Annotated in this window: 7 protein-coding genes and 1 pseudogene; all 8 read left to right on the forward strand. The window is 49.8% G+C overall.

Annotated elements, in window-relative coordinates; all coding sequences use genetic code 11:
* Positions 1–214 (forward strand): annotated as a pseudogene (locus DW949_RS13365) (hypothetical protein); the annotation flags it as partial.
* Positions 207–1,277 carry a hypothetical protein gene (locus DW949_RS13370; RefSeq protein ID WP_118023665.1) on the forward strand — a complete coding sequence of 357 codons (1,071 nt, stop codon included), beginning with the start codon at positions 207–209 and terminating at the stop codon, positions 1,275–1,277. The pseudogene DW949_RS13365 and the gene DW949_RS13370, both read left to right, overlap by 8 nt.
* A 12-nt stretch (positions 1,278–1,289) precedes the next feature.
* A complete protein-coding gene (locus tag DW949_RS13375) occupies positions 1,290–1,547 on the forward strand; it encodes a hypothetical protein (protein WP_233539609.1) in 258 nt (85 codons plus the stop codon).
* 11 nt (positions 1,548–1,558) lie between these two features.
* The gene (locus DW949_RS13380) at positions 1,559–1,921 is read left to right on the forward strand and encodes a hypothetical protein (protein WP_118023666.1); all 363 of its coding nucleotides are present in this window, start codon (positions 1,559–1,561) and stop codon (positions 1,919–1,921) included.
* Positions 1,914–2,144 (forward strand): hypothetical protein, encoded by a 231-nt coding sequence (locus tag DW949_RS13385; RefSeq protein WP_026385590.1) that lies wholly within the window; start codon positions 1,914–1,916, stop codon positions 2,142–2,144. The genes DW949_RS13380 and DW949_RS13385 overlap by 8 nt, the downstream gene beginning before the upstream one ends.
* A gap of 14 nt (positions 2,145–2,158) precedes the next feature.
* Positions 2,159–2,665, forward strand: coding sequence for a hypothetical protein (locus DW949_RS13390; RefSeq protein ID WP_118023667.1), 507 nt, complete (start codon positions 2,159–2,161; stop codon positions 2,663–2,665).
* Positions 2,666–2,677: 12 nt separating this feature from the next.
* On the forward strand, positions 2,678–3,538 hold the full coding sequence (locus tag DW949_RS13395) for a hypothetical protein (RefSeq protein ID WP_026385699.1): 861 nt from the start codon (positions 2,678–2,680) through the stop codon (positions 3,536–3,538).
* Positions 3,539–3,540: 2 nt separating this feature from the next.
* Positions 3,541–3,720, forward strand: a complete 180-nt coding sequence (locus DW949_RS13400) for a hypothetical protein (protein ID WP_026385700.1) — start codon at positions 3,541–3,543, stop codon at positions 3,718–3,720.
* Positions 3,721–3,848: the final 128 nt, after the last annotated feature.

A 3,848-nucleotide genomic window follows, 5' to 3' on the forward strand; every position in this document is an offset into this window, starting at 1 on the left:
AGAATATTATTTCAAGGTGTACTGCATTATGAATGACAAGGATACCGTAACGCTTTCGAAGCTGATTGCCCAGCTCGACATCTACAAGCCGGCCCATCTGGGCTATGCCATCTATTTGGGCTATTCCTGGAACGGGAAGATCCACTGGGATGGCGAGGCGACGTTCTCGACAGCGACCATCGTATCCGGGAAAGGAGTGACGGCAAGTGGCTGAGTATATCAAGGAGAAGTGGTCGGCAGATTTTCCGGACCGGGCCGGGCAGGAAGTCCGGCCAACAGAAGCCGTGGAAAATACGCTGGATTATGATGTGCTTTTCCCTCAGTATCTTTCGGAAGACCCGGTGGTCTTCAATCAGCAGAACAGGACCGTGTCCCAGCTGGTCAGCAATGATGCCCGGCTCTATGAGCGGATTTCTGCGACGGCGGCTGACATTAACGCCCATCTGACCGATGCCAAGGCCCATGCCAGCGGCATCAGCGGCAATGCGGCCAGTGCGTCGAAACTGCAGACGGGACGGAAGATTCACCGGGTGCTGTTTGATGGCACGAGGGACATCACCCTGCCGGATTTCAGCGGCTGCGGTGAGAAGACAGCAGGCCAGAGCGGCATGGTCCCGTCACCGGCTGCGGGGAAGCTGAATACGGTCCTGCATAGCAACGGCAGCTGGGGTAAGGTCACTTATGCGGATATGGACGAAGAGGCTGTGGCAAAGATCCAGGCTTGTCCGTTCCCTGTCAATGCCATCTACATTTCTACGGACGGGAAGAATCCCGCAACGTATTGGCCGGGTACGACCTGGGTGGCCTTTGCCATGGGGCGGTGCCTGATCGGGGCCGGGGCAGCAGACAGCGGGACCATGTACAAGGCCGGGGACAAGCTGGGCGAAGAGAAGCACACCAATACCCTGGCGGAAATACCGATTCACAAGCATAGTGGTTCAACGGCTAAAAGTGGTGGACATAATCATAACCGAGGGGACATGGAAATATGGGGGAACTTTGGGGGAGATGACGCCGTGCGTGGCCAACAGGGGTTACCTGCGCCGGGGGGCTCCTTTTATCCAGGCGGAATTGCCAGATATGATGCTAAATCTGGATATGAGGGTGATGAAGATGGCGTAGTCGTAGAATTTCGTGCTTCCCGCACCTGGTCAGGGAATACGTCATGGAATGGAGAACATGCGCATACCTTTGATACAGGAAATGCTGGGGGCGGTACAGCCCACAACAATATGCAGCCGTCCATTGTCGTGTACATGTTTCAGCGGACGGGATAGGAGGTGAGAAATATGGCTGAATGGTTACAGATGGCCGCATCTCTGGTATCGGTCCTGATGCTCTGCGGCGTTATCTTCAATTTCAGCGTCATCAAACCCTTAAATCAATCAGTACGGAGCCTGCAGGAGTGCATTGATCATCTGCGCAGGCAACTATCCGATACGGAATCCAAACGACAGCAGATGGCAGAGCGGTTGTCCCGGGTGGAAGAAGCTACGGGGCACGTGCAGCATCGCCTGGATGTGATTGAGCAACGGCAGAATGAGTAGGAGGTGATAGAATGGGTTTTTCGGTCATTCGAAACCGGCTCTTTTTGACAAGAGGGGATTCTGCTGAAATCACGCTGATTATTCGGGACCGGGTGACAGGTGCCATCTTTATCCCAGGTCCGGATGATCAGCTTACTTTTACCGTTAAGCGGGAGCTTTCAGATGAAAAGACAGTGATAGAAAAGCATCTGGATAGTGGTATTCTGCGCCGAGAAAATAACTGTGTTCTGATCCTGATACCAGAAGATACAGCACAGCTTCCATTTGGAACCTATTGGTATGATGTGGAATTGGTGCTGGACTCTGGGTATACAGACACAATCATTCCACCCAGTCCGTTTATTATAACGGGAGAGGTAACAACCCATGGATAAGTATAAAGGCACTGTAAAGGGAATAAATACTCTGCAAGGGATTCTATCCGTGCCGGTGGTACCTTCCAGAAATTATCAAAAAAAAGTGGTCATTCCTAATAAAGAGAAACAAATCATCCGACCAGATGCGGGCTACGATGCCTTGCAGCGGGTTACGGTAGCTGCCATTCCGTCGAACTATGGCAGAATTAGCTTCAATGGATATGAGTTAAAGGTTGAGTAAAGGAGAATAACATCATGGCGAAAAATGTAAAAATCAATTCCGTAGTGTATGCAGAAGTCCCTCAAGTTTCGATTCCACTAGCAGAAGGAGAGGGAGCCGCCACTTTTTATGATACAACGGGGGCGACTGCAGTATCTGTGGATATCCTGAATGGGAAAACTGCATTCTTGGGAACCGGTTCAGTGACAGGCTCTATGCCAGATAATGGGGCTGTCAGTGGCCGTATTGGCAAGGTGGACGGTTCGTATACTATCCCGGCAGGCTACCATAATGGCAAAGGCGCAGTTACCATCACGAACGAGGAACAAGCCAAGCTGGTCGCGGATAACATCAAGGCAGGTGTGACGATTCTGGGAGTAGCTGGCAAGGCTAGTGTGGTGGATACGGCAGATGCTACCGCAGCTGCGAGTACTATTGTGTCGGGTAAAACCGCCTATATTAACGGAGCGAAAGTGACAGGTTCCTTGACCTCTGTAGCAGTATCCCAGGATAGTCTGACCAAAGTGCTGACCATTGAATAGGAGGACTGAGCCATGAAAGTGGATGTTAAGATTGCGGGAGCTAATTACACGGAAGTTCCATCCATATTATTACCCCTTACAGCGGGAGGCAAAGCAAGGTTTTGTGAAGTGTCCGATACGACAGCCGAAATTGGAGATGTTGCTCGGGGAAAAAAGTTCTATACGGCCGATGGGGAACTGGTGGAAGGGACAGCGAACGTATCTGTTGGTGTGGATACCCGGAAGAAAATAACCCTGGTGCAAAAAGACCATCAAAAAATTACGATTACCTGCAATCATCCAGAGTTATCGATGCAATATGATACGGATAGAAATGCTGTGTATGCTACAGAATATCAAAATATGCTCGATATTACCCTAAAAGCAGACAATGATTATTACGTCGGGAAAATCACAGTTAATGGTAAAGAACAGGGCACTGTCAGTTCGAATCATCAATATGCTTCTGCGTCTATGCCGATTAGTGATGGCATGATTGTCAGTGCCACGGATGCAGTTTTGATTCCCACCAGTCCCTTTACGACTGTGAACCTTACACTGCAAGGACAAGGCTCACAGTTCCTTTTAGGAAGTCTGCTGATGACCTTAGCGCAGAGTCCGGACAGTCCTAAGATAGAAGGGATTGTTGTTGCCGAGGATGCGGATAATAAAGGGATGATATTCCTGGTAAAAGAAGAACAGCGCTATGCTGCCTGTAAGGCTGAAGTCACAACGGGAACGGGGATCAAGGAAATCATAGACTTGACATATAATATAGACACAGATTTAGGGGCAACAATGTCTGGGAAAATTTCTGATACTTTATACACTTATTTAAAAGAGCGTTCGGAATCGAATGCAGAAGTGACACTACAGATTAAGGTGGTAGCGTAAGTATGTTTGAAAAAGTGAATATCCCTGATTGCATAGTCGTCATCGGGCTGGTCATGGCACTGATCTTGGCGATTTTTTATGCCCTCAACGAGCTGGCCATGTCCATCGCTTCTGGCTTGCTCGGTTACATCGGCGGGACCGTGAAAACCGCTGTTCATCAGAAAGGAGAAGAAAAGCAATGAAAGTATTCCTGAACCCCGGCCATGCGCCGAACGGGCATCCCGACCCAGGTGCCGTCAATGAAGAAACGGGCCTACGCGAGAGTGATGTAGCATTGGCCGTTGGTAAATCCGCTGCAAGCTATCTAAAT

It is taken from the genome of Megasphaera sp. AM44-1BH, from assembly GCF_003467125.1.
Classification (GTDB): domain Bacteria; phylum Bacillota; class Negativicutes; order Veillonellales; family Megasphaeraceae; genus Megasphaera.

Excerpts from the sequence above, each read along its gene's own strand:
- DW949_RS13375 (WP_233539609.1), top strand. The coding sequence starts at position 1,290 with ATGGCTGAATGGTTACAGATGGCCGCATCTCTGGTATCGGTCCTGATG.
- DW949_RS13380 (WP_118023666.1), top strand. The coding sequence starts at position 1,559 with ATGGGTTTTTCGGTCATTCGAAACCGGCTCTTTTTGACAAGAGGGGAT.
- DW949_RS13385 (WP_026385590.1), top strand. The coding sequence starts at position 1,914 with ATGGATAAGTATAAAGGCACTGTAAAGGGAATAAATACTCTGCAAGGG.
- DW949_RS13390 (WP_118023667.1), top strand. The coding sequence starts at position 2,159 with ATGGCGAAAAATGTAAAAATCAATTCCGTAGTGTATGCAGAAGTCCCT.
- DW949_RS13395 (WP_026385699.1), top strand. The coding sequence starts at position 2,678 with ATGAAAGTGGATGTTAAGATTGCGGGAGCTAATTACACGGAAGTTCCA.
- DW949_RS13400 (WP_026385700.1), top strand. The coding sequence starts at position 3,541 with ATGTTTGAAAAAGTGAATATCCCTGATTGCATAGTCGTCATCGGGCTG.